Source organism: Streptomyces sp. NPDC025638, assembly GCF_055558775.1.
This window is the reverse complement of record NZ_JBVHLX010000007.1, coordinates 170,870-193,797: the sequence shown is the minus strand read 5'-3', so window position 1 is coordinate 193,797 and position 22,928 is coordinate 170,870. Positions and strand designations below refer to the sequence as shown.

The window sequence follows — 22,928 nt, the reverse complement described above, 5'->3', positions numbered from 1 at the left end:
CCGAACACCCTGCGCACGGGCGGATTCGGGCGGCGAAGCGCGGAACCCTCGAAGCTACGAGGTCAGATACGCCTCCACCTCACTGAACTGGCCCGCTGGCCAGCCGGTGTTGGCGCTGACCGTCAGTCGCAGATGGCGCAGGCTGGTGCCACCCGGCAGCGAGACGGTGGCCGTGTTTCCGGTTGCCGGGTCGAAGCGGTAGCCCTGCGGGCCGACCACGGTCGAGTAGGTGGCACCGTCGGTGCTGCCCAGCACGGTGATGGTCTGGGTCCGTGCGCCCCAGGCGGACGACGGCGGCAGCTTCAGCACCAGCCGGCGCACGGCCTCGGTCGAGCCGAGGTCCACCGTCCAGGACTGCGGGAAGGCGTGGTTGGTGGACTCCCAGTAGCTGTTCGGGTCGCCGTCGACCGCCTTGCCGGGCGTGTAGACGTCCTGCGAGCCGGTCGCGGTGGCCGGGCGGCCCTTGGCCAGATTGCGGTTCGGGTCGGGGTCCGGGTTGCCCTGGCCGGGCTGGGGCCAGGTCGAGCAGTCCGACCAGGTGCTGCTCCAGCCGGAGTTGCCGCCGCCGTCGGTGAGCGCGAAGGATCCCGAACTCGCGGGGTAGGGGCAGTTGTAGACACCGGCCGCGCCGACACCGGTGGCGGTGACGTTGCGGAAGGTTGCGGCGCCCTGGGCCTCCGCCTGGACCACGACCGTGCCGGTGTTCCGCACCGTCGCGCCGTCCACGGTGACGTTCCTGACCGGGTACCCCTGCCCGCCGCCGGAGACGAACTCGAAGGCGCTGTAGGGACTGTCCGTGATCGTCGTGTTGGTGATGCTGACGGTGGCGTTGATGGCGCTGTCGTACGAGTCCACGCGCAACGCCCCCATCGGGTGGTTCCAGTTGGGATTCATGGCCCCTGTGCGGACGAGGGTGTTGCCGTCGACCGTGATGGTGCCCGCGAGGGGGTGGAAGGGGTCGAGGAACTTCTGGTTGGAGATCGCGATGCCGCTGCCGAGGGCGTTGGTGTCGGAGATCAGGTTGTTCCTGACCGCGATGTCGGTGCCGCCGTAGATCGCGATGCCGTTGGCGAGGTTGGGCTGCGAGATGGTGTTGTTCTCGAAGCTGCTGTTCGTGTCCGGGGCGTACAGGGACCACATCGCGAGCGAGTCGTCGCCCTGGTTGCGCAGGAAGTTGTCGCGGACGCGGACGCCCCTCGCGGTGCCGTTGAGGTTGAGGCCGTCGGCGGTGGTGTCGAGGATGCGGTTGTTCTCGACGACCAGGTTGTCGTTGTTGCCCATCAGCCAGAGGCCGACCTTGAGGTGCTGGAGCCACATGCCCGACACCGAACTCCCGGGCCCGAGTGACCCGTTGACGAAGTTGTCCGGGTTCGAGTCCACCCGCTCGGTGACCTCGCCCAGCACCGCGAAATCCTTGATGTGGACGTTCCCGGCGGAGGACGACTGGTCGATGAAGCGGGAGGTGTGCACGACGGAGTACCAGCTGCCGGCGCCCTGGAGGGTCACGTTCTGCACGCCGCTGAGCGAGGACGTGAGCCGGTAGTCGCCCGGCGGGATCCAGACCACTCCTCCCTGTGCGGCCGCGATGGCGTCCCGGAACGCCTGGGTGGAGTCGCCCTGACCGCTGGGGTCGGCGCCCTTGGAGGTGACGGACACCGAGCCGGCGGGCTGCGACCCGGCCGCGGCGACCTGCTCGAAGTCGGCGACGTCGACGGTGACCTGGGTGCCGGTCGACTGGAACGCGATCGTGTCGCCCGCCTGGACGTCCCGGCCGAGCAGCAGCCGGGCGTTGTCGAAGAAGTGGTGCGTCCTGGCGCCGGGGATCCAGCCCGTGTCGATGTACGAGTACTTGGAGGTGACGGGCAGGGACTTCGCGAGCCTGGTGCCGTTGACGTACACGTCGAGCGTGCCGGACTGACCGTCCGGGACGCTGTAGGCGACGTTCACGGCATTGGCCGCGCGAGGCACGGTGAACTCGACCCGTTGCCCCGAGCCGAGCCGGACGGCCTTACGTCCGGAGGCCTCGGAGGCGAGGGTGCCCTGGGTGTAGTCGGGTCCGATCCTCGTGCCGTTGGTGGTCGCCGACTCGGCCTCGACGGAGGTGAACGGGAGGGAGGCGCCCGCTGCGGCGTGGGCGGCCGGGGCGAGGGCGACGAGCATGCCGGCGGCGAGGGCGACGACCGCACCGACGGCTGGCATGCGCCTGACATATCTGGGGGGGCTCTGCTGCATGTGCTGATCCCTTCGAGGCGGGGGTGCGGGGATAGCAGGGCGGCGGCTCAGACCCGGAGCCAGGCCGCCGTGTCCTGCGGGAGGCGGCCACGCTGGTCCAGCGGGCCGCTGGCGAGCAGGAGTCGGGTGTGCGCGGGCAGTTCGGCAGGGGCGGCCGCGAGGTTCACCACGCAGACCGCACCGCCGGCTCCCTCAGCGCGCGTGAAGGAGAGGACGCCCTCGGGGGCGGGCAGCCAGGTGAGGGGGCCGTCGCCGAACGACGGGCGCAGCCGGATCGCCTCGCGGTAGAGGCCGAGCATGGAGTCCGGGTCGCTCTGCTGCCGGTCGACCGCGTACGAAGGCCAGGCGGCCGGCTGCGGCAGCCATGGTTCCTCGTGGGAGCCGAAACCCGCGTACGGCTCCCCCGCCGCCCAGGGCAGCGGCACCCGGCAGCCGTCGCGGCCCGGGGCGGTGCCGCCCGAGCGGAAGTACATCGGATCCTGTGTCCGGTCCAAGGGGATGTCGGCTTCCGGCAGCCCCAGCTCCTCCCCCTGGTACACATAGACCGCCCCGGGCAGGGCCAGCGACAGCAGCGCGGCCGCGCGGGCCCGGCGGGTGCCGAGGGCGAGGTCCGTCGGCGTACCGAAGGCCTTGGTGGCGAAGTCGAAGCCGGTGTCCGCACGGCCGTACCGGGTGACGGTGCGGGTCACGTCGTGGTTGCACAGCACCCAGGTGGCCGGTGCGCCCACCGGCGCGTGTTCGGCGAGGGTGGTGTCGATCGACGTGCGAAGTCTCGCGGCGTCCCAGGGGCAGGCCAGGAAGGAGAAGTTGAAGGCCGTGTGCAGCTCGTCGGGGCGGAGGTAGCGGGCGAAGCGTTCGGGGTCGGGGAGCCAGACCTCGCCGACGAAGACGCCGTCGTACTCGTCGGCCACCGCACGCCAGGAGCGGTAGATGTCGTGCAGCTCGTCGCGGTCCACGAAGGGGTGCGGGTCGCGGCCGCCGGCCAGGTCGGGGAGGTCCGGGTCCTTGGCGAGCAGGGCCGCGGAGTCGATGCGGACGCCCGCCACGCCACGCTCGAACCAGAAGCGCAGGATGTCCTCGTGCTCGCGGCGGACGGCCGGATGGGCCCAGTTGAGGTCGGGCTGCTCGGGCGTGAACAGATGGAGGTACCAGTCGCCGTCGGGCAGCCGGGTCCATACGGGCCCGGTGGAGCCGACGAACTGGGACGGCCAGTCGTTCGGCGGGAGTTGGCCCTGCGTTCCGCGCCCCGGCCGGAAGTGGAACAGCTCGCGTTCGGGGCTGCCGGGGCCCGCCGCGAGCGCCGCTCGGAACCAGACGTGCTGGTCGGAGACATGGTTGGGCACCACGTCGACGATGGTGCGGATGCCCAGCTCCCGCGCCTCGGCGATGAGTTTCTCGGCCTCGGCGAGCGTTCCGAAGGCCGGGTCGACGGCGCGGTAGTCGGCGACGTCGTAGCCGCCGTCCTTCATGGGCGAGAGGTACCAGGGGTTGAACCACAGGGCGTCCACGCCGAGTTCGGCGAGGTACGGGAGCCTCGCCCGGACGCCCGCGAGGTCACCGACGCCGTCGCCGTCGCCGTCCGCGAAGCTGCGTACGTACACCTGGTAGATGACGGCGGAGCGCCACCAGTCGGCGTTTCGGGCATGGGTGGGCTGTCCCACGGTGCCTGCCTTTCTGTGTCGGGGAGGAGGGCGGTGTCAGCCCTTCGTGCTGCCCGCGCTGATCCCGGCGATGATGTGCCGCTGGAAGACGAGGAACAGGGCGACCATCGGGATGCTGGCGATCACCATCGCGGCGATGAGCACGGTCAGCTGGATGTTCTGCGACAGCTGGACGAGGGCCACGCTGATCGGCTGCTTGTCGGTGTCGGAGAAGACCATCAGCGGCCACAGGAAGTCCTGCCACACGGCGACCAGCGCGAAGATCGACACCACGCCCAGGACCGGCCGGGACATGGGCAGCACGATCGACCACAGGATGCGCAGCTTTCCGGCGCCGTCGATCTCGGCGGCCTCCAGCACATCGCGCGGCAGCTGGTCGAAGAACCGCTTCAGCAGATACAGGTTGAAGGCGTTGGCGACGGCCGGCAGCCAGATCCCGAGGGGGTCGTTGAGCAGGCTGGTGTGGATCAGTGGCAGGTCGGCGACGGTGAGGTACTTCGGTACGACCAGTGCCTGGGCCGGGACCATCAGGGTGGCCAGGATGCCGCCGAGGATCACCTTGCCGAAGGCGGGCCGCAGCCGGGAGAGGGCGTAGGCGGCGGCCGTGCAGAACACCAGCTGGAACAGCCAGGCTCCGGACGCCTGGACCACCGTGTTCCACAGATGCCGGGGCAGTTGCATGAGGTCCCAGGCGTCGGTGTAGCCGCTGAGGTACCAGTGCTCCGGCACGAGGGTGGGCGGGGTCCGCGCCACCTCGTCCGGCGACTTCGCCGCGCCGGTCACCATCCAGTAGACCGGGAAGAGGAAGGCGAGCGCGAAGAGGACGACGACGCCGGTGAACACGGTCCAGTAGACGGCCTTGCCGCGCGGGCGGGCCAGCGTCGCCGGGGAGACGAGGGTCCGGGTGCTCATGCGTCCCCCTCGGAGCGGGTCAGCCGCAGATATACGGCGGAGAAGAGGCCGAGCAGCACCAGGAGCATCACGCTCAGCGCGCAGGCGCCGCCGAAGTCGTTGTAGAGGAAGGCGTACTTGTAGATCAGATAGAGGACCGTGACGGTGGCGTTCTCCGGTCCGCCGCCCGTGATCACGAAGGGTTCGGTGAAGACCTGCATGGTGGCGATGATCTGAAGGAGCATCAGCATCAGGACGACGAAGCGGGTCTGGGGGATCGTCACATGCCGGATGCGTTGCAGCAGACCGGCGCCGTCCAGTTCGGCCGCCTCGTACAGCTCGCCGGGGATGGACTGGAGCGCGGCCAGATAGATCAGGACCGTGCCGCCCATGTTGGCCCAGGTCGCGACGATGACGAGGGAGACGAGGGCGGTGTCGGCGCCGTTGGACCAGTTGGAGGTGGGCAGGTGCAGAGAGCGCAGCGCCTCGTTGGCGAGGCCGGCTCCGGGGTCGTAGAACCACTTCCACAGCAGGGCGCTGACCACCGGCGGGATCATCACCGGCAGATAGACCACGACCCGGAAGAACGCCTTGGCGTGCCGCAACTCGTTGAGGACCAGGGCGAGTACGAAGGGGATCGCGAAGCCGATGAGCAGGGCGAGCAGGGTGAAGGTGAGGGTGTTGCGCCAGGCCGCCGTGAACTCCGGGTCGTGCAGGACGCGGGTGAAGTTGGCGGTGCCGACCCACTGGGGCGGGGAGCCGGGCGTGTACTTCTGGAAGGCGATGACGACCGCGCGGATCGCCGGGTACCAGGAGAACAGGGCGAAGCAGAGCAGACCGCCGAGGAGGAATGCGTAGGCGCGGGCCTGGTCGGCCAGGCGGCGCCGCCTCCGGTCCCCTGCCGGAGGCGGCGCCTGTACGGGGCGTACGGCGATCTGCTCGACGGGTCGCGGCGCAACCGTCTTCGTCATCGGTGTCAGCTCCTGGCCAGGATGCCGTCGATCTTGCCGGAGGCGTCCTTGAGCAGCTGGTCGATGTCGGCGTCCTTCTTGGTGAGGACGGCGGAGACGGCTCCGTCGAGGACGGAGTAGATCTGCTGGGCGTCCGGCGGCTCGATCTTCATCTGCAGCTGCTGGTTGCCGTCGAGGAAGGCCTGGTAGTTCTCCACCGGGACATTGGCGTTGGCCTTCTTGACCTGCTGGTCCTTGGCGTCTGCCGCGCCGGTGAACAGCCGCGGCTCGGGCAGGCCCACCGGCGCGTCGTGCTGCTTGGCGCGGGCGTAGTCGCCGAGGAAGCCGTCGCCCGGGGTGAGGAACATGTGGTCGAGCCACTTCAGGCCGGCCCTGATCTGCGCGGGCGTGTCCTTCTTGTTGAACATGTAGCCGTCGCCGCCGATGAGCGTGCCCTTGCCGCCGGGCATGGGGGCCAGGGCGAGGTCCTTGTAGTTGCCGCCCTTCTCCTTCACCAGGATCGGGATGTTGTCCGGCGCGGAGAGATACATGCCGAGCTTGCCCGAACCCATCAGCTGCTGGACGTCGTTGATGACGAGGAGCTGCTTGCTGCCCATCGAGTCGTCGGTCCACCGCATGTCGTGCAGGTTCTGCAGGACCGCGTGGCCCTCGGGGGTGTCGACGGTGGCCTTCTTGCCGTCGGCCGACACGACGTCGCCGCCCTGTGAGTACAGCTCGGCCGTGAAGTGCCAGCCGCCCTGGTTCTGGGCGCTGTAGTCGGCGTAGCCGACGGTGCCGCCGCCGAGCGCGGCGATCCTCTTGGCGTCGACGCGCACCTCGTCCCAGGTCGCCGGGGGCTTGTCGGGGTCGAGGCCGGCTTTCTCGAAGAGCGTGCGGTTGTAGATCAGCCCCATGGAGTATCCGGTGCGCGGTATGCCGTAGACCTTGCCGTCGACCGTGTAGATGTCGCGCAGCTGCTGCTGGATGGTGGGGTAGCTCTTCAACTCCTTGAGGTACGGGGTGAGATCGGCGGTCTGGCCGATGTCGACGACATGCCGGGCGTCGGTGAAGTACGTGTAGAAGACGTCCTCCATCTGCCCGCCGGCGAGCTTGGCGTCGAATGTCTTCGGGTCCTGGCAGGGGAACGCGTCGTGTGCGACGACGTCGATGTCCGGGTTCTGCTTCTCGAAGGAGGCGATGTCCTCATCGAAGAACGCGCGGTCGACCTTGGCGCTCCTGGGCGGCTCGCAGTTGACGGTGATGCGGGTCTTGCCGCTCGCCGTGTCGTCGCCCGATCCGCAGGCGGAGAGCGCGAGGGAGGAACAGACACCTAGCGCGAGGAAGGTACGGCGGAACCCGGTGCTTCTCATCGGTGGACCCCTCTGGGCAGGAGCGGTGGGCGTCGCACACTCAAGCACCGGCGACATCCCTCCGCAAGATGTCGCGCAGAATCTGTAATTATTTGACAGCTGAATGGATCTCAGGGACGAGGGGCCTGCGCGGTCGATCCGCGGACCACCAGCTCCGGCTCGAAGAGCAGTTCGTCGGCCGCTACGGCACTACCGCCGATCTGCGCGTTCAGCAGTTCCACGGCGGCCTTGCCCATGGACTCGATGGGCTGGCGGACCGTGGTGAGGGGTGGCTCGGTGCAGTTCATCAGCGCGGAGTCGTCGTATCCGACCACCGAGATCTGTGAGGGCACGCCAAGTCCCTTGCGCCGGGCGGCCCGTACGGCTCCCAGGGCGAGCGGGTCGCTGGCGCAGATGAACCCGGTGACCCCGCGGTCGATGAGCTTGGCCGCCGCCGCGTGGCCGCCCTCGATGGAGAACATGGCGCGGGCCACGAACTCGTCGAGGAGCTCGCCCCCGGCGATCGCCCGCGCCGCCGCCAGCTTCCGCGCCGACGGCACATGGTCCCCGGGACCGAGCACCAGGCCGATCCGCTCGTGCCCCAGGGAGGCGAGGTGCCGCCAGGCCTGCTCCACGGCGACCGCGTCGTCGCAGGAGACGCCCGGGAAGCCGAGGTGCTCGATGGCCGCGTTGACCAGCACCACCGGGATGTTGCGGTCGGCGAGCAGCCGGTAGTGGTCGTGCGGGGCGTCGGCCTGGGCGTACAGCCCGCCGGCGAAGACGACCCCGGAGACCTGCTGCTGCAGCAGCAGCGTCACATAGTCCGCCTCGGAGACCCCGCCCTTGGTCTGGGTGCACAGCACCGGGGTGAGTCCGAGCTGGGCCAGCGCGCCACCGATGACCTCGGCGAACGCCGGGAAGATGGGGTTCTGCAACTCCGGGAGGACCAGCCCCACCAGCCGCGCACGCTCGCCGCGCAACTGGGTGGGCCGTTCGTAGCCGAGGACGTCGAGGGCGGACAGCACCGCCTGCCGCGTGGCCTCGGAGACACCGGGCTTGTTGTTGAGCACCCGGCTGACCGTGGCCTCGCTGACCCCGACCTTCTTCGCCACTTCCGCAAGTCGTCGCGTCATGAACGCAAGAATAGCGCAAGAAACGCAAGTCACTTGCGTGAAGTGACCGAGGAGATGCGCGCCTCCAGTTCGAGGGCCATCGGGGCGGCGGTGAAGATCGAGGAGTAGGTGCCGACCACCAGCCCCACGAGCAGGGCGAGGGCGAAGTCGCCGAGCGCCTCGCCGCCGAGCACGGCCAGGGCGGTGAGGATGAACGCCGCCCCCATGCCGGTGTTGACCGTACGCGGCAGCGTCTGCAGGATCGCCTGGTTCGTCAGGTGCGCGAGGCCGGCCCCGGTTCCCGAGCGCCGGCGTTCCCTGATGCGGTCGAAGACGACGACGGAATCGTTGACCGAGTAGCCGATGGCGGTGAGCAGGGCGGCGATGAAGACACCGTCGACCGGCTTGCCGAGCCAGGCGAAGACACCCACGAGGATCAGCATGTCGTGGGCGAGGGCGGTGACCGCGGCCGTACTGAAGACCCACCGGAACCGTGGGGCGAGGTACAGGAGTTGAGCCCCGAGCGCCACGGCGAGGGCGATCAGCGCCCCCTGCCGCAGTTCCCTGCCGAGGCCGGGACCGACATGTGGTCCCGTACCTTCTCCGTCGCTCCCCCGAGGCCGCGCACCGTCTCGGTGACCCGGGCTTCCTCGGTGTCGGTCAACCGGCCGGTGCGCAGCGTGAGTTGCTCCTGTCCCGAGGACTGCACGACGACGCGTGGGAATCCGGCGTCCGCGAGGGCGGCGCGGGCCCGGTCCGGGTCGACCGGGGTGGCGGTGGAGTACTCGATGAGCCGTCCGCCGGTGAATTCGACCCCGAGGTCCAGACCGCGGGCAGCGATGCCCGAGGCGGCCAGGACGAGTACGGCACCGGAGACGGCCAGCCACCGTCGCGGGTGGCGCATCAACTGGGGGTCACGGCGGACGAGCCGGTCCCGGACGGCGCCGGTCCCCGCGATACCGGTCAGGCGGGGTCGCCGGCGCACCCATGCACGGTCCACGGCGGATTCGGCGAGGACACGGGTGATCACCGGGGCGCTCACCATGGAGGCGAGCGGTGGCGACCGTACGGGGCCGCGCGCTGTTCGGTGCGGACTGTGGTGTGTCCGTGACGAGGCCGGTGAGCAGCGCCAGAACCGCGGTCACCAGGACGGCGAGCGCGTACACCGGCCGCCGGCCACCAGGGGCAGGGGCGGTGCGCGGTGACCGGGACATGTCCCTCCCCCCTACGACACCCCTAGATCCTGCTCTCCGTCGCCGTGTCCGACGACAGCCGTTGTGCGACGTAGATCGGGATCACCGACAGCAGGACGAGGACCGCCGCCACCACGTTCACCACCGGCGCCTGCTGGGGCCGGGTCATGTTGTCGAAGATCCAGATGGGCAGGGTCTGGATGCCCGGGCCGGCCGTGAACGTGGTCACCACGATCTCGTCGAAGGAGAGCGCGAAGGCGAGCAGTCCGCCCGCGAACAGCGCCGAGCGCACCAGCGGGAAGGTGACGTCGGCGAAGGCCCGGAACGTGTGGGCACCCAGGTCCATCGCCGCCTCCTCGTACGAGCCGGAGGTGCGGCGCAGCCGGGCGACCACGTTGTTGAAGACGATGACGATGCAGAAGGTGGCGTGTCCGACGACCACCGTGAACAGGCCCAGGCCCACCCCGAGCGGCTCCAGGACCGTGCCGAACGCCGAGTTGAGCGCGATGCCGGTGACGATGCCGGGCAGCGCGATCGGCAGGACGACCACGAAGGAGAGGGCGTCACGGCCGAAGAAGCGGTGCCGGGCCACGGCGAAGGCGATCAGTGTGCCGAGGACGAGCGCGATGGCCGTGGCGCCGAGCCCCGCCTTGACGGAGGTCCACAGCGCGCTGCGCGCACCGGAGTTGTTCCAGGCCACCGACCACCAGTGGGGGGTCAGCCCCGGCGGCGGCCAGCTCGCGCTCCGGTCCGGGTTCAGCGAGTTGACGAGGACCAGCAGCAGCGGCACGTAGATCACCGCGAAGCCGAACCCGGCGGCGACGCGCAGCGCGATGCGCGCGGAACGCGAGAGCTGCATGACGAGAACACCCCTTTGGAGGCTGCTGAGCGTTAGAGGCTGCTGAGCGCGCCCGTGCGGCGCATCGCCAGCAGATAGACCACGATCACGACGACCGGGACCGTGCCGAGCGCGGCGGCCATGGGCAGGTTGAGTTCGATGTTGGAGTAGACGAGATTGCCGATCAGCTGGGTCTTGCCGCCGACGATCTGCACGGTGATGTAGTCGCCGAGGCTGAGCGAGAAGGTGAAGACCGAGCCGGCGGCGACGGACGGCAGCACCATCGGCAGCACGACCGAGCGGAAGGTGCGGCCGGGCCGGGCGCCCAGGTCGGCGGAGGCGTCGAGCAGATTGGCGGGCAGCTGTTCGAGGGCCGTATGGATCGGCAGGATCATGTACGGCAGCCAGAGGTACGTCAGTGTCAGTACCGCGGCCGGGAGTCCGAACCCCGGCCCGCTCAGCCCGAACGGCTCCAGCATCCAGTCGGCGAGCCCGCCCTGGGCCAGGATCAGCCGCCAGGCGTACACCTTGACCAGGTAACTCGCCCACAGCGGGGTGAGGATGGCGACCACGAGCAGCGGGCGCCACGTCGGGCGGGCCACCCGGGCGGTGTAGAAGGCGACCGGAGAGGCGATCACCACGCACAGGACGGTGACCGCGAGGGCCACGCCGATGCTGCGCAGGATCACCTGCCGGTAGACGGGGGTGGTGAACAGCTCGTGGAAGTTGTCGGTCGACCAGACCTTCACCACCTCGGAGGTGAAGGAGTTCGTCGTCCAGAAGGCGGAGACGAACAGCACGGTCAGCGAGCCGAGGTAGAGCATGACCAGCCACAGCAGCGGGGCGGTCAGCAGCAGGGCGAGTCTGAGCCGCGGGCGGCGGTGCAACAGCCCGGCGGCCCGCCGGACGGTGCCCCCGGAGGGCCGCCCGGCGGTCTGCGCGACGACGGTCATGGTGGGGGTTCAGCCCTTGATCTCGGTCCAGGCCTGGACCCACTTGGCGTACGGCACGCACCGGACGTCGGTGCGGCCGTCCAGGCACTGCTCGATGGGCGTGTTCCAGAAGGCGATGTTCTTCCAGTAGGCGGTGTCGGCCGCGTGGTAGGTGGCGCAGAAGTTCTTGTCGCCGGTCTCGTCGCAGGCCCTGGCGTTGGCCGGTGCCTCGCCGAAGTACTCGGCGACCTGGGCGTTGACCTTCGGCGAGACGATCCAGTCCAGCCACTTGTACGCACAGTTGGGGTGCTTGGCCTTGGCGTAGAGCATCCAGGTGTCCGACCAGCCGGTGGAACCCTCCTTGGGCACGAAGGCCTTGACCTTGGCGCCCTCGTCGGCGGCGAGGTTGGCGATGACCTGCCAGGTGGTGCCGACCACGGAGTCGCCGCTCTTGAAGGCGGAGGTCTCCTTGAGGTAGTCGCTCCAGTACTCTCCGATGTTCGCGTTCTGCTTCTTCAGCAGGGCGACGGCGGCGTCGAACTGCTTCTGGTCGAGCGCGTAGGGGTCCTTGATGCCCAGCTCCGGCTTGGTGGCCTTGAGGTAGAGCGCCGCGTCGGCGATGTAGATCGGGGAGTCGTAGGCGGTGACATGGCCCTGGTACTTCGCGGCGTCGTCGAAGACCGCGGACCAGGACGTCGGGGCGGGCGTGACCTTCTGGGTGTTGTACATCAGCAGATTGGCGCCGCGGCCGTGCGGGATGCCGTACGCCTTGCCCTTGACCGAGTTCCAGGCCTGCAGCTTCAGGTCGCCGAAGACGTCCTTGTAGTTCGGTACGAGGCCGGTGTTGACGGGGGCGGCGTCGCCGGAGGCGATCAGGCGCAGGGACGCGTCGCCGGAGGCCGACACGGCGTCGTACTCGCCCGTCTTCATCAGCTTGACCATCTCGTCGGAGCTGGCCGCCACCTTGGAGTGGACCTGACACCCCGTCTGCTTCTCGAAGTCGCCGACCCAGTTCACCTTGGGGTCGTTGGAGCCGTCCTCGACATAGCCGGCCCAGGCGATCAGGTTGACCTGGCCCTCGGTCTTGCCGAGCTCGGACTGCGCCTTGAGGTCGGGGGGATTGAGGCCGGTGGCCGAGGAGCCGCCACCGGATCCGGAGGATCCGCAGGCGGTGGCGACGAGGAGCAGCGCGGCGGCGGCCGCGACGTGCAGGGTTCGGGTGTGGCGCACGGCGTTCTCCATGGGTGAGCAGGGGTTCAGCGGGCGGCGTCGGGGACCTGGACCGTGTGGCGCGGATGCCACTGGAGGCGGACCCGGGCGCCGCGGTAGGCGGCGACGTCCTCGGCGGAGGTCTCCAGGTTCTGCTGGAGGGCGGTGAGGCGGCCGCCGGCGTCGAGGTCGACGAGGAAGCGGGTCGCGTCGCCCAGGTAGACGACCTCGGCGACGGTGCCGGTGGCGTAGGCGTGTTCGGGCTCGTCCGCCGTCGCGGACTCCTTGAGGACGCGGATCTTCTCGGGCCGGATGCTGTAGGTACCGGGGGTGCCGACGACGCGCTGGGCGGACTCGCCCACCAGGAGGTTCGAGGTGCCGACGAAGGACGCGACGAACGGGGTCGCCGGGCGCTCGTAGATCTCGGCGGGGGTGCCGACCTGTTCGACGACGCCCTGGTGGAAGACGGCTATGCGATCGCTCATCGTCAGCGCCTCCTCCTGGTCGTGGGTGACGAACACGAAGGTGATGCCGACCTCGCGCTGGAGCGCCTTGAGCTCCATCTGCATCTGCTCGCGCAGTTTGAGGTCGAGGGCGCCGAGGGGTTCGTCGAGCAGCAGGACACGGGGGCGGCCGACCAGGGCACGGGCGAGGGCGACGCGCTGGCGCTGGCCGCCGGAGAGCTGGGCGGGGCGGCGCTTGCCGTACCCGTCCAGGCGCACCTCGGCCAGCGCCTTGCGGGCGCGGACCAGGCGCTCCGCCTTGGGCACCTTGCGGACCTTGAGGGGGTAGGCGACGTTCTGCTCGACCGTCATGTGCGGGAACAGGGCGTAGTCCTGGAAGACGGTGTGCACGTCCCGCTCGAAGGGGGCGAGGCCGGTGACGTCCTGCCCGGCCAGTTCGATCCGGCCGTCGGTGGGGGTTTCGAAGCCGGCGACCATGCGCAGGACGGTTGTCTTGCCGGATCCGGACGGGCCGAGCATCGAGAAGAACTCGCCGTCCCGGATGTCCAGGTCGACCCCGGCGACGGCGGCCGTCTCCCCGAACGACTTCCGCAGCCCTTCGAGCCGGATCGCAATTCCCTCCATGGGCGGGAACCTTTCTGGCGCTCTTGATCGTTGAAGGGAAACATATGAAGTCATATGTCAAATCTCAAGACTCCCTTAGGGTAAAGCTTGAGTCAACGTGCAAGGTGGTGACCGTGAAGCAACCGACGGACGGTGGGGCCCGCAGAGCCGTGTTCGCACCGGTCGACAACCGGGCGCGGGTGGACACGGTCGTCCGCAGGCTCGGCGACGCCATAGAGCTGGGGCTGCTCGCCGACGGGGAGCAGCTGCCCGGGGAGAGCGAGCTGGCCGGGCAGCTCGGTGTGTCCACGGTGACCCTGCGGGAGGCGCTCATGGCGCTGCGCCAGCAGGGCCTGGTCACCACCCGCCGGGGACGCGGCGGAGGCAGCTTCGTCTCGCTGCCTGCCGTGCCCGGCGAGGAGCGGCTCAAGGCCCGGCTGCGCGGCTGGAGCACCGAGGAGCTGCGCGACCTCGGCGATCACTGGGCCGCCCTCTCGGGCACCGCGGCCCGGCTCGCCGCACAGCGCACGGAGCCGGACGACCTGATCCAACTGCGGCGTACGGCTGCGGAGTTGGCCGAGGCCGAGGACGCGCCGACCCGCAGCCGGATGTACGGCCGCTTCCATGTGGAGCTGGCCGCGGCCGCGCAGTCCGCCCGGCTCACCCGCGAGCAGGTGGCCCTGCAGACGGAGGTGGGCGCGCTGCTGTGCCTAGTGTTCGGGGACGACGAATATCGTGAAGAAGCCGCAGACCGTCACCGCTCCGTAATCTCGGCCGTGCAAGATGGGGCGCACGCCTCGGCCGGCACGCTGGCCGAACGGTGCGTACAGGAGTCGACGGCACGGCTCATCGCGGTGCGCCTCACGCTGTAGGACTCGTCACCGGTCCCCGTCCGCTGGAGGGCGCCATGAGCAGGAGCCCCGGTTTCGGCGCCGCCGCGACGCTCGACGCGTCGGCGGAGGAGCGCGTGGCGGCCCGGGTGGGCGACGCACTGGAGGCGGTCTTCGCCGCGGTCGCCGAGACCCGCGCCGACACGGCCGAGCTGCTGGCCCGGGTGCACGCTCGGGGCGGCCGGCCCGCCTCCGCCGATCTGGCCGCGCTGCGTCCGGGGCTGCACCTTCGGCTGGCCCGCCAGGAGTTGGTCTCCGGAGTCGGCTTCGTCGCGGCACCGGGTCTGCTGGCCGACGTACCCGCCTGGCTGGAGTGGTGGCAGACGACCGCCGAGGGGGACGTACGGCCGCTGCTGCTCGACCTCGACCCGAACCGGTCGGCGTACTCGGACTACACGCACTGGGACTGGTTCGCGCTGCCCCGTGACACCGGACGGCGGGCTGTTGCCGGGCCGTACGTCGACTACCTCTGCTCCGACGAGTACAGCCTCACCCTGTCCGCGCCGGTCGAGGTGGCGGGCCGGTTCGTGGGGGTGGCCGCGGCCGACGTGTATCTGCGGCACTTCGAGGCGACCGCGCTGCCCCTCCTGCGCGAGTTGTCCGGCCCCGCCCATCTGGTGAACGCCCGCGGCCGCGTGGCTGCCTCCGCGGACCCGGCCCACCTGGCCGGCTCCCTCACCAGGGGCCCGGACTTCGCAACGGTGCTGGAGCGGGCGCGAGCCACGGCGTTCGCCGGGACACGACTGGTTCCGTGCCGCGGGGTGCCGCTGGTGCTGGTCGTGGGGGCGGGCTGAGCGGGCCGCGGCCCGGAGGAAATGGTGCGGGTGTGCCGCCCGGCGCCGTCGGCGACCTGAACGCCGACGGTGCCGGGTCAGGCGTCCGCGGTCGGTACGACGGTCAGGTGCGTGGCGCTGCCACGCGCGCGGCGGGGGCGGCGCGGGGCCGCGCCGGGGCGGCGGGAGTCGCGCAGGACCAGGGTGAGACGCGTGTACCCCATGGCCTCCAGCATCTTCGGGGTGTCACCGACGATGCGGCACTCGGTCGCGCCCCAGCGCGGGTCGGGGTGGAGCAGGGGGCGGACGGCGCCGTCGTGCTCCACTGCCTCGTCCCCCACGGCCCGGATCCAGTGCGGCAGACCGTGCCGGTACGCGGCCTCCATGATGGGGTCCTGGGAGATCTCCCGGCGGATGGCCTGCAGCTCGTGGTCATGGCCGTAGCGCTCCATGGCCGCCTTGAAGTGCGCCAGCATCGGCAGGCACCAACGCGCCTCGTGCTCCCCGAGGACCGTTCCCGCGTCGGGGTGGAACAGCACGAACCGGAGCAGGTTGTCGCCCGGCATGGCCGTGGGATGCGGGCCGACCCCGCGGAAAAGTGTCTCGAACGCGCCGTTGGCCAGGACCACGTCCCAGCGGTGGTCGAAGACCACGGACGGGAAGGCGACGGCCTCCAGAAGCGTGGCGTAGTCCTGAAGATATGCCTGGGCCTCGAGACTCTCGGGGACGGGCCGCGGCGCCGACCGCTGCCCACCTGCCTGATATGCCATCGGGAGGTCACCCCTCTTGCCTATGCGGCCTTCACGCGGCGATGTGATCCTGCTGCCCCGACAAGAGCCATGTCAACTATCGTGGCATTTCATGCCTGTTGACGGCTGAAATTGGCCACAGTTGTGGCGAGACCTGGATGTGAGTTCGAACCACCCGCTACTCTCCGGGAAGTTCACGCCACTCGCTTGTGAGAACCCCTTGAAGCCCCTGAGAGACGTAGGAGTTCTGTCGGTGACGGATGGCTACGAGGATCCGGGCGCCACGGCGACCGCCCAGCTGCCGGCCGTCGTCGCCCGCGTCGCCGCGCTCGCCGACCGGCTCGGCGTACCGCACGCCGAGGTCTTCGACGTCCGGCGCCTGTGTGTCGCCAGCGGCGTCCCCGAGCCCGTGGTCAGGGCCCTGCTGAGCGGGCGGCCCGCGGGCGAGCCCGATGTGCAGGCCCGGTTCCTGCAGCGTCTCGACCTGCTGCGCCGGACCCGGCTCAAGCCGAACGGGCGCAAGTACACCCAGCAGGAGATAGCCGACGGCGCGGGCATGTCCCGGCAGCAGGCCGGCGCGCTCATCAACGGCGACCGGCGCCCCACCATGGAGCACTGCGACGCCATCCAGCGCTTCTTCCGGGTGCACGCGGGCTTTCTCACGGCGGAGGACCCCGAGGCCCTCGCGGGCGCCCTGCAGCGCACCGAGCAGGAGCTGCTGCAGAAACTCGCCGACCGTGAACGGGCCGCGGCCGAGTCCGTGGCGGACCCGCTGGAGCGACTGCTGCAGGACCACGGCGTCCGCGGGATCGCCTGGCGCGCCGCGCAGCTGCCCACCGACCAGCACCGGGACAAGGTCGCGGAGTGGCTCGACATGCTTCTGGAGAGCGTCAAACGGCCCGAGTCGTGAGCCGGGGGAGAACTGTGGGCATCGGCAGGGACATGCGCAGGCTGTGCGGCGAGCTCGTCGGGGAGCTGACGCTGCCCGCACCGGCCCGGCCGCACGACCTGTACACCGCGCTGTGCGAGGCGATGAGCCGCCGCCGCGGCCGTCCCGTCCTCTTCCGTACGGCCGCCTTCCCGCCCGGGACGGCCAGCGGGCTGTGGCTCGACATGACCGACCGGGACCTCATCGTCGTCGAGGAACGCACGGCGCCCGGCCACCAGTTGGTGATCCTCGGCCACGAGCTGTGGCACATGAAGGCCGACCACGGTGGCCACCACGTCGAGGGCGTCTCCGTCGCGACCCGGCTGCTGGACAACGACACGGACCAGGCGGCGCTCCAGGCGACCGTCCAGCGGGTGGCCGCCCGCACCCGCTTCCATCTGGACGAGGAACGCGACGCCGAGACCTTCGGCCTGCTGCTGGCCAGCAAGTGCCGTACCTGGCTGGCAGGTTCGGCCCTGCGCGGCCCGGTGCAGCGAAACCACCTGGCGGGCCGCATCGAGGCCTCCCTGGGCTATCTGGGACCGCAGGGCTGAGCGTCGCCCCGGCCCGGCCGGTGCGGTTCCGCCTCCGCTGAGCGGGCGAACCCGGGCGATGGGTCCCCCCGCACGAGCGAAGCCCAGAGTGCGGGAGAAAGGGCGTTGTCAGTGGTGGACGGCAAGCTGGAGGTACGTGTCCTGCGGGCGCGTGACCGTGAAGCCGACCGGGGAGAGCCGACCGATGCCCACCGCCGTACTGACCGACCATGAGCGCACCGCCGTACAGGCCTACTTGCGACTGCTGCATACGGTGCGTGCGGCCTTCGACGGCCCACCGGACTGCGGCCACGGCGGCCGTCCGGCCGTGGTCCCGCCCACCGTGCTCGCCGAGGCGGAGCAGGCACTGGCGGACGCGGGACTCACGGGCAACGAGGAGGCCTTCTTCCGGCTGCTGCAGATGTGGTGTCCGCAGCCCTGAGGCCGACGCCGGCCCTCAGGAGTGGGGCACGACCACGGCCGTGGTCACGACTCCGCGCCGGACGCTCCACCGGCCCTCGAACCGCTGGACGCGGTGACCGTCCACCCAGGGGCCGGGGACGAGGAGTTCGGCGCGCAGACCGCCGTGCGGCCACTCGCCGGGGTCCGCGAGGATCTCGATGTCGGCCTCGCTGAAGTCCAGCCAGCGTCCGGTGAGGGGGAACCACGCCTTGTAGACGGACTCCTTGGCGCTGAACAGGATCCGGTCCCAGTGGATGTCGGGGCGCTCCGCGGCGAGCCCGCGCAGGCGCTCGCGCTCCGTGGGCAGGAAGACGAAGGAGACGACGTCCTCGGGCAGCGGTTCGTCCGGTTCGGCGTCGATGCCGAGGGAGGCCAGGTCGGCGGCGCGGACCAGGGCCGCGGCGCAGTAGCCCTGGCTGTGGGTCATGCTGCCGACCAGGTCGGCCGGCCAGCGCGGGGCTCCGCTCTCGCCGGTCAGAATGGGCTGCGCGGGTACGCCGAGCTTCTCCATGGCCCGTCGGGCGCAGGCGCGCACGGACGAGAACTCGCGGCGGCGCTTGGCCACGGCCCGGACCATGAGCGCCTCCTCCTCGGGATAGAGCGGGGCTTCCTGGATCGCGTCGTCACCGTGCAGTTCCACGGCCACGACCGAGTCCGGGAGCAGCTCCTCGATCACCGGATCCGACCTCCATCGGCAGAATGCGGCGCAGCCTTCCCGGGGGTTCCGGGCGCTTGCGCCACTCGCGGGGATATCCCACGGACACCTCTTCGAAGCGGACGCCGTCGAGCCAGGTGGTCCGCGGGATGTGGAGATGACCGTAGACCATGGTGTCGACCCGGAATCGGCGGTGCCAGTCGGCGGTGAGGCCGGTGCCGCACCACATGGCGAACTCGGGGTGCCACAGGACGTCGGTGGGGTGCCGGTCGAGCGGATAGTGGTTGATCAGCACGGTGGGCAGGTCGTCCGGGAGTTCGGCGAGCCTGCGTTCCGTCGCGGCGACCCGGGCGCGGCACCAGGCCTCGCGGGAGGGGTGGGGGTCGGGGTGCAGCAGGTACTCGTCGTTGCAGACGATGCCGGTGCCGTGCGCGTAGGCGAGGCCCTCCTCCTTGGTCGCGCAGCCGTCGGGCAGGAACGAGTAGTCGTACAGGAGGAACAGCGGCGCCACGGCCACCGGGCCGCCGGGGCCGTCCCAGACGGGGTAGGGGTCCTCGGGGGTGGTCACGCCCAGCTCCCGGCACATCTCGACCAGGTACTCATAGCGCGGGACCCCGCGCAGGGTGACGGGGTCCTTGGGGTGGGTCCACAGATCGTGGTTGCCGGGGACCCACAGCACCTTGCGGAAGCGGCCGGCGAGCGTCTCCAGGGCCCAGCGGATGTCGGCGACGGTCTCCGCGACGTCACCGGCCACGATCAGCCAGTCGTCGTCCGTCTCGGGGCGCATCTGTTCGACGAGCGCACGGTTCTCGGCGTACGCGATGTGCAGGTCGCTGATGGCCAGCAACTGTCCGGCACCATCGGCCGTCGACTCCACCCGTCACCCCTTCCGATCACGCCACTGGCAACACGAGAGCATATTCACCGCCCCCGGACAAGGGGCAACCGATCCGGACGGCGCGGCGCCACGGCCCGGGCCCCGCCGGCACCGCTCACCCGCCCTTTCCGCACGGCTGCGTCGTCCGGGTGAGTCGGGGTCGGGAGGCGTCCCGTTGGGGCGGGAGAGTGGTGGTGAGGGAGATGGTTCGGCAGAAGCCGGGAATCCGTAACACTCGCGTTGCACGACGGGGCCCTTGAAAGCCGTATGATCGCCCCAACATCACCGCCACGAACTTCCCTTCGCGTAGAGCGGTTTGGTGTCCCTCCAACCACCCTGCCCGGGCACGGGCCGCTCCGCCCTGCCCGAAATCCCCGAAAGGCGGCCTGCATGATCTCTCGCGTACGCGTCTGGCTCAACCGCACGTACGCGGAGAACGTGTTCTTCATGGATCAGCTGCGGAGAAATCCCAGCGACCGCGCGGTCGAGATCCATGCCACCCACGGCGACGCCGACTCCCCCGTGCTGGCCGCCGCCGACACCGCCGACCTGGAGCCGGAGGGCCTGTCCCCGGCCGCGTACGTCGAATACGCCCTGGACCAGTGCGCACGGCGCGGCATCGACGTGTTCGTGCCCCGGCTGCACCAGGCCGCGATCGTGGCGCACCGCGCCGACTTCGAGGCGGTCGGCACGGCCCTGCTGGCGCCGACACCGGAGGCGGTGGCCGTGTTCGAGGACAAGGCGACGGCCTACGAGGCGGTGCGCTCGGTCGGCGTGCCGGTGCCGCCGTGGTGGCGGGTGCGGACGGCCGAAGAGCTCGTCACCGCCGTCGAGCAGCTGGAGGCGGAGGGTCACAAGGCCTGCTTCAAGCCGGCCGCGGGCGCGGGTGGCGTGGGCTTCCGCGTCATCACGCGCGCCCCGTTCTCGCTTCTGCACCTCAGCGGCTTCCCGGGTCCCTACGTCCAGCTGGACCTGGTCGTCGAGGCGCTGGAGAAGGCCGATCACCCCGTGGACTGGCTGGTGATGCCGCGTCTTGAGCAGCCGGAGGTGTCGGTCGACTGCCTCACCGGTCCCGACAACCGGATCCGGCTGGCCGTCGGACGCACCAAGAACGGCCGCCGCCGCGGCTTCACGCTCGACGAGCGGTGGCTGGCGCCGGCCCGGCTGATCGCGGGAGGTTTCGGGCTGCACCACCTGTCCAACATCCAGTTCCGGATGTACGGCGACCGTCCGGTGCTGCTCGACGTCAACACGCGTCCGGCGGGCGGCCTGCACCAGCTGGCGCTGTGCGGAGTCAACGCCCCCTGGGCGGCCGTACAGTTGGCGCTCGGCGAGGACCCCGGCGAGATCGAGCCGCCGTTCCTGGGCCAGGACTACACGGTGGTGTCCGGACCGCGCCCGCTGCGACCGGTGTCGCTGCCGCACCAGCGGTCGGCGGAGACCGAGCCGCTGCTCCCGGCGATGCCCGCGCCCGCCACCGGGCCCGCCGCGGAGCACACGGCCGAAGCCGGGACCCCCAGCCCTGCCCCCGCCACCGCCTCGGCCATCGCACCGGCCTAGGCCCGGCCGTCGAGTCCACACCGGTCTGGACCAATCATGGCGCAGCCCCTTGACACCGTGATTGGTCCATACCAACTTGGTTGCGCATCCCTTCCGCACATCCGTGCACTCCCGAACACCCCCATTCCATCAGGGAGATCGCGTGCGTAACACACTCCGACGTTCCAGACGTCGTCTGCTCGCCCTGGTCGGCTCCGCGGTCCTCGCACTCGCCGGAGCCATCGCCCTGCCCGGTACGGCCCACGCGGCCAACATCCTCACCAACCCCGGCTTCGAGTCGGGCGGCCTCTCCCCCTGGACCTGCACCGGCAATCTCGGCTCGGTCGTCTCCTCCCCCGTGCACAGCGGCTCCAAGGCCCTTGCGGGGGCGGCGAGTTCGAGCGACAACGCACAGTGCACCCAGACCGTCGCGGTCCAGCCGAACACCGCCTACACGCTCAGCGGCTGGGTGCGCGGCTCCTATGTCTACCTCGGGGTGAACGGCGGCGCCTCGACATGGACGACCTCCCCGTCCGCCTACAGCCAGCTGTCGGTGTCCTTCACCACCGGCGCCTCCCAGACCAGCGCCACCATCTACGTCCACGGCTGGTACGCGCAGGGCACGTACTACGCCGACGACATCAGCCTGGACGGCCCGGGCGGCGGCGGAGGCGGCGACACCCAGGCGCCGACCGTGCCCACGGGTCTCACCTCGACGGGCAAGACCTCGTCGAGCGTGTCGCTGAAGTGGAACGCCTCGACGGACAACGTCGGGGTCACGGCCTACGACATCTACGCCGGCTCCAACCAGGTGCTCAGCGTGTCCGGTACGACGGCCACGGTCAGCGGGCTCTCGCCGAGCACGGCGTACACCTTCACCGTCAGGGCGCGGGACGCGGCCGGCAACAGGTCCGGGGCCTCCAACTCCGTCTCCGTCACCACGGACGCGGGCAGCGGCGGCACCGGCTTCAAGCAGGCGGCGCCGTATCTGTACGAGGGCTGGGGCGACCCGCCGAGCCCGACCACGGTGATGAGCGCGACGGGCATCAAGTGGTTCACGATGGCGTTCGTGCTGGACTCCGGCGGCTGCAACCCCGCCTGGGACGGCAGCCGGGCGCTGACCGGTGGCGTCGACCAGACCGCCATCAACCAGATCCGCTCCGCGGGCGGTGACATCGTCCCGTCGTTCGGCGGCTGGCAGGGCAGCAAGCTCGGCGCCAACTGCTCCTCCGCGAGCGCACTCGCCGGGGCGATCCAGAAGGTCATCGACGCCTACGGCCTCAAGGCCGTCGACATGGACATCGAGAACTCCGACGAGTTCGAGAACGAGGCCGTCCAGGCGAAGATCCTCACCGCCCTCAAGACGGTCAAGGCCAACAACCCCGGCCTGAAGACCATCGTCACCTTCGGCACCTCGACGACCGGCCCGACCTACTACGGCAACCGCCTCATCGAGCAGGCACAGTCGCTCGGCGCCAACATCGACGTCTTCACCATCATGCCGTTCGACTTCGGCGGCGGCTCCGACATGTACGGCAATACCGTGGGCGCCACCGAGGGCCTCAAGGCCAAGCTCAAGTCGACCTTCGGCTGGGACGACGCCACCGCGTACTCCCACATCGGCATCTCCGGCATGAACGGCCTGTCCGACCAGCAGGAGACCACCACCCCGGCGATCTGGACCCAGATCCGCGACTGGGCCAACTCCCACCACATCGCCCGGCTCGCCTTCTGGTCCGTCAACCGCGACCGGCCCTGCGCGGGCGGCGGCGTGGTGAGCAACTGCTCCGGCATCAGCCAGAACAACTGGCAGTTCACCTCGATCACGGCCGGCTTCACCGGCTGAGCGCACCACCGCGCACCACCGAGCACCACTTCTGACGTCCCCCCGGATCCTGGGCCGGGGGGACGTCTTCCTTCCCTGAAGTTTTTTCTGGCCGGGGTGTATCAGATGCCGTCCCGCGCGCTCATAAGGGTGCAGCACCACGGGGGAACACGGGGGAAGTACGGGGGACAACGGGGGAAGCACACGGGGGAACGGGGGATCGGGCCGGTCGGCCGCTGTCACGGGGAGCGACCGGCCGGCCC

General features: G+C 70.3%; 20 protein-coding genes and 1 pseudogene. 7 read left to right on the top strand and 14 right to left on the bottom strand.

The features are described from left to right. Nucleotides 1-54 precede the first annotated feature (54 nt). From ACZ4EG_RS19915 to ACZ4EG_RS19865, 11 genes and pseudogenes are all read right to left on the bottom strand, one after another. Nucleotides 55-2,199 carry a discoidin domain-containing protein gene (locus ACZ4EG_RS19915; protein ID WP_467791508.1) on the bottom strand — a complete coding sequence of 715 codons (2,145 nt, stop codon included), beginning with the start codon at nt 2,197-2,199 and terminating at the stop codon, nt 55-57. A gap of 80 nt (nt 2,200-2,279) precedes the next feature. Further along, nucleotides 2,280-3,893 carry a glycoside hydrolase family 13 protein gene (locus ACZ4EG_RS19910; protein ID WP_467791507.1) on the bottom strand — a complete coding sequence of 538 codons (1,614 nt, stop codon included), beginning with the start codon at nt 3,891-3,893 and terminating at the stop codon, nt 2,280-2,282. Between the two features lie 36 nt (nt 3,894-3,929). Continuing rightward, a complete protein-coding gene (locus ACZ4EG_RS19905) occupies nt 3,930-4,805 on the bottom strand; it encodes a carbohydrate ABC transporter permease (RefSeq protein ID WP_467791506.1) in 876 nt (291 codons plus the stop codon). Then, a complete protein-coding gene (locus ACZ4EG_RS19900) occupies nt 4,802-5,755 on the bottom strand; it encodes a carbohydrate ABC transporter permease (protein WP_467791505.1) in 954 nt (317 codons plus the stop codon). Before ACZ4EG_RS19900 ends, ACZ4EG_RS19905 begins: the two co-directional genes overlap by 4 nt. A gap of 5 nt (nt 5,756-5,760) precedes the next feature. Beyond that, on the bottom strand, nt 5,761-7,104 hold the full coding sequence (locus tag ACZ4EG_RS19895; protein ID WP_467791504.1) for an ABC transporter substrate-binding protein: 1,344 nt from the start codon (nt 7,102-7,104) through the stop codon (nt 5,761-5,763). A 110-nt stretch (nt 7,105-7,214) separates the two neighbouring features. Further along, the gene (locus ACZ4EG_RS19890) at nt 7,215-8,216 is read right to left on the bottom strand and encodes a LacI family DNA-binding transcriptional regulator (RefSeq protein WP_453545278.1); all 1,002 of its coding nucleotides are present in this window, start codon (nt 8,214-8,216) and stop codon (nt 7,215-7,217) included. A gap of 29 nt (nt 8,217-8,245) precedes the next feature. Next, a pseudogene (gene secF / locus ACZ4EG_RS19885) lies at nt 8,246-9,276 on the bottom strand (protein translocase subunit SecF); the annotation flags it as partial. 155 nt (nt 9,277-9,431) lie between these two features. Continuing rightward, a complete protein-coding gene (locus tag ACZ4EG_RS19880; protein ID WP_453545276.1) occupies nt 9,432-10,247 on the bottom strand; it encodes an ABC transporter permease in 816 nt (271 codons plus the stop codon). 32 nt (nt 10,248-10,279) lie between these two features. Beyond that, nucleotides 10,280-11,179 carry an ABC transporter permease gene (locus tag ACZ4EG_RS19875; RefSeq protein ID WP_467791503.1) on the bottom strand — a complete coding sequence of 300 codons (900 nt, stop codon included), beginning with the start codon at nt 11,177-11,179 and terminating at the stop codon, nt 10,280-10,282. A gap of 9 nt (nt 11,180-11,188) precedes the next feature. After that, nucleotides 11,189-12,388 carry an ABC transporter substrate-binding protein gene (locus tag ACZ4EG_RS19870; RefSeq protein WP_467791502.1) on the bottom strand — a complete coding sequence of 400 codons (1,200 nt, stop codon included), beginning with the start codon at nt 12,386-12,388 and terminating at the stop codon, nt 11,189-11,191. A 26-nt stretch (nt 12,389-12,414) separates the two neighbouring features. After that, nucleotides 12,415-13,455 (bottom strand): ABC transporter ATP-binding protein, encoded by a 1,041-nt coding sequence (locus ACZ4EG_RS19865; RefSeq protein WP_467791501.1) that lies wholly within the window; start codon nt 13,453-13,455, stop codon nt 12,415-12,417. A 104-nt stretch (nt 13,456-13,559) separates the two neighbouring features. On the opposite strand from ACZ4EG_RS19865, the gene ACZ4EG_RS19860 reads away from it, so the two are divergent. Beyond that, nucleotides 13,560-14,306 (top strand): FadR/GntR family transcriptional regulator, encoded by a 747-nt coding sequence (locus tag ACZ4EG_RS19860; RefSeq protein WP_467791500.1) that lies wholly within the window; start codon nt 13,560-13,562, stop codon nt 14,304-14,306. Between the two features lie 35 nt (nt 14,307-14,341). Beyond that, nucleotides 14,342-15,118, top strand: a complete 777-nt coding sequence (locus ACZ4EG_RS19855) for a cache domain-containing protein (RefSeq protein WP_453545266.1) — start codon at nt 14,342-14,344, stop codon at nt 15,116-15,118. Between the two features lie 77 nt (nt 15,119-15,195). On the opposite strand, the gene ACZ4EG_RS19850 is transcribed toward ACZ4EG_RS19855, so the two are convergent. Next, nucleotides 15,196-15,867: an MmyB family transcriptional regulator gene (locus tag ACZ4EG_RS19850; protein WP_467791499.1), complete on the bottom strand. Its 672-nt coding sequence runs from the start codon at nt 15,865-15,867 to the stop codon at nt 15,196-15,198. Nucleotides 15,868-16,099: 232 nt separating this feature from the next. On the opposite strand from ACZ4EG_RS19850, the gene ACZ4EG_RS19845 reads away from it, so the two are divergent. The 3 genes from ACZ4EG_RS19845 (at nt 16,100) to ACZ4EG_RS19835 (ending at nt 17,749) form a co-directional block, all read left to right on the top strand. Next, on the top strand, nt 16,100-16,756 hold the full coding sequence (locus ACZ4EG_RS19845; protein WP_453545262.1) for a helix-turn-helix domain-containing protein: 657 nt from the start codon (nt 16,100-16,102) through the stop codon (nt 16,754-16,756). A gap of 32 nt (nt 16,757-16,788) precedes the next feature. Beyond that, on the top strand, nt 16,789-17,328 hold the full coding sequence (locus ACZ4EG_RS19840) for a toxin-antitoxin system, toxin component (protein ID WP_453546779.1): 540 nt from the start codon (nt 16,789-16,791) through the stop codon (nt 17,326-17,328). A gap of 184 nt (nt 17,329-17,512) precedes the next feature. After that, nucleotides 17,513-17,749, top strand: a complete 237-nt coding sequence (locus tag ACZ4EG_RS19835; protein WP_453545260.1) for a hypothetical protein — start codon at nt 17,513-17,515, stop codon at nt 17,747-17,749. 15 nt (nt 17,750-17,764) lie between these two features. Here the strand turns inward: ACZ4EG_RS19835 and ACZ4EG_RS19830 are convergent, their stop codons facing one another. Continuing rightward, nucleotides 17,765-18,445: a 4'-phosphopantetheinyl transferase family protein gene (locus ACZ4EG_RS19830; protein ID WP_467791498.1), complete on the bottom strand. Its 681-nt coding sequence runs from the start codon at nt 18,443-18,445 to the stop codon at nt 17,765-17,767. Then, the gene (locus tag ACZ4EG_RS19825; protein ID WP_453545256.1) at nt 18,393-19,301 is read right to left on the bottom strand and encodes a metallophosphoesterase family protein; all 909 of its coding nucleotides are present in this window, start codon (nt 19,299-19,301) and stop codon (nt 18,393-18,395) included. The genes ACZ4EG_RS19830 and ACZ4EG_RS19825 overlap by 53 nt, the downstream gene beginning before the upstream one ends. Nucleotides 19,302-19,691: 390 nt before the next feature. Between ACZ4EG_RS19825 and ACZ4EG_RS19820 the strand changes: the two genes are divergently transcribed. Together ACZ4EG_RS19820 and ACZ4EG_RS19815 are read left to right on the top strand one after the other, a co-directional pair. Further along, complete coding sequence (locus ACZ4EG_RS19820) at nt 19,692-20,861, top strand: ATP-grasp domain-containing protein (protein ID WP_467791497.1); 1,170 nt, start codon at nt 19,692-19,694, stop codon at nt 20,859-20,861. A gap of 142 nt (nt 20,862-21,003) precedes the next feature. Continuing rightward, nucleotides 21,004-22,686: a carbohydrate binding domain-containing protein gene (locus ACZ4EG_RS19815; RefSeq protein WP_467791496.1), complete on the top strand. Its 1,683-nt coding sequence runs from the start codon at nt 21,004-21,006 to the stop codon at nt 22,684-22,686. Nucleotides 22,687-22,928 lie beyond the last annotated feature (242 nt).

Coding starts and splice junctions, on each gene's coding strand:
- ACZ4EG_RS19915 (WP_467791508.1), bottom strand. CDS start 2,199: ATGCCAGCCGTCGGTGCGGTCGTCGCCCTCGCCGCCGGCATGCTCGTC.
- ACZ4EG_RS19905 (WP_467791506.1), bottom strand. CDS start 4,805: ATGAGCACCCGGACCCTCGTCTCCCCGGCGACGCTGGCCCGCCCGCGC.
- ACZ4EG_RS19900 (WP_467791505.1), bottom strand. CDS start 5,755: ATGACGAAGACGGTTGCGCCGCGACCCGTCGAGCAGATCGCCGTACGC.
- ACZ4EG_RS19895 (WP_467791504.1), bottom strand. CDS start 7,104: ATGAGAAGCACCGGGTTCCGCCGTACCTTCCTCGCGCTAGGTGTCTGT.
- ACZ4EG_RS19890 (WP_453545278.1), bottom strand. CDS start 8,216: ATGACGCGACGACTTGCGGAAGTGGCGAAGAAGGTCGGGGTCAGCGAG.
- ACZ4EG_RS19880 (WP_453545276.1), bottom strand. CDS start 10,247: ATGCAGCTCTCGCGTTCCGCGCGCATCGCGCTGCGCGTCGCCGCCGGG.
- ACZ4EG_RS19875 (WP_467791503.1), bottom strand. CDS start 11,179: ATGACCGTCGTCGCGCAGACCGCCGGGCGGCCCTCCGGGGGCACCGTC.
- ACZ4EG_RS19865 (WP_467791501.1), bottom strand. CDS start 13,455: ATGGAGGGAATTGCGATCCGGCTCGAAGGGCTGCGGAAGTCGTTCGGG.
- ACZ4EG_RS19855 (WP_453545266.1), top strand. CDS start 14,342: ATGAGCAGGAGCCCCGGTTTCGGCGCCGCCGCGACGCTCGACGCGTCG.
- ACZ4EG_RS19850 (WP_467791499.1), bottom strand. CDS start 15,867: ATGGCATATCAGGCAGGTGGGCAGCGGTCGGCGCCGCGGCCCGTCCCC.
- ACZ4EG_RS19840 (WP_453546779.1), top strand. CDS start 16,789: ATGCGCAGGCTGTGCGGCGAGCTCGTCGGGGAGCTGACGCTGCCCGCA.
- ACZ4EG_RS19835 (WP_453545260.1), top strand. CDS start 17,513: ATGCCCACCGCCGTACTGACCGACCATGAGCGCACCGCCGTACAGGCC.
- ACZ4EG_RS19820 (WP_467791497.1), top strand. CDS start 19,692: ATGATCTCTCGCGTACGCGTCTGGCTCAACCGCACGTACGCGGAGAAC.